This is a genomic window from Xenorhabdus bovienii (assembly GCF_024721015.1).
GTDB lineage: Bacteria > Pseudomonadota > Gammaproteobacteria > Enterobacterales > Enterobacteriaceae > Xenorhabdus > Xenorhabdus bovienii.
In genome coordinates this window covers 1-239 of sequence record NZ_JANAIF010000481.1, presented here as the reverse complement: position 1 = coordinate 239, position 239 = coordinate 1, and the positions used below count along the sequence as shown (strand labels likewise).

Here is a 239-nt window from a genome sequence, read left to right as displayed (position 1 = left end):
AAGCCAAAAATTGATTTGTTGGGTTTTGGTCTTGCTTTAGCTTCAAGATCACTTTTAACATCTTTTTGATTTTCAATTTTTGCTGATGAATCAGGATTGATCACAACCTCAGCGCCCGTGTACAATTTTTGACCGGGTTTCAGATATTTAGTGTTGCTGCAGGCAGCCCATACTAAACATCCGAATATAAGTAAGCTGGGTTTAATTAGTTTTTTCATTTGTAGGCTTCTGTTCTTGGT

General features: G+C 36.8%; 1 protein-coding gene. It reads right to left on the bottom strand.

The genetic code is table 11. The annotated features are described in order from the left end of the window. Positions 1-218: hypothetical protein (locus tag NXS07_RS22760; protein WP_258087701.1), on the bottom strand; the 218-nt coding region annotated here is incomplete at its 3' end. Positions 219-239: the final 21 nt, after the last annotated feature.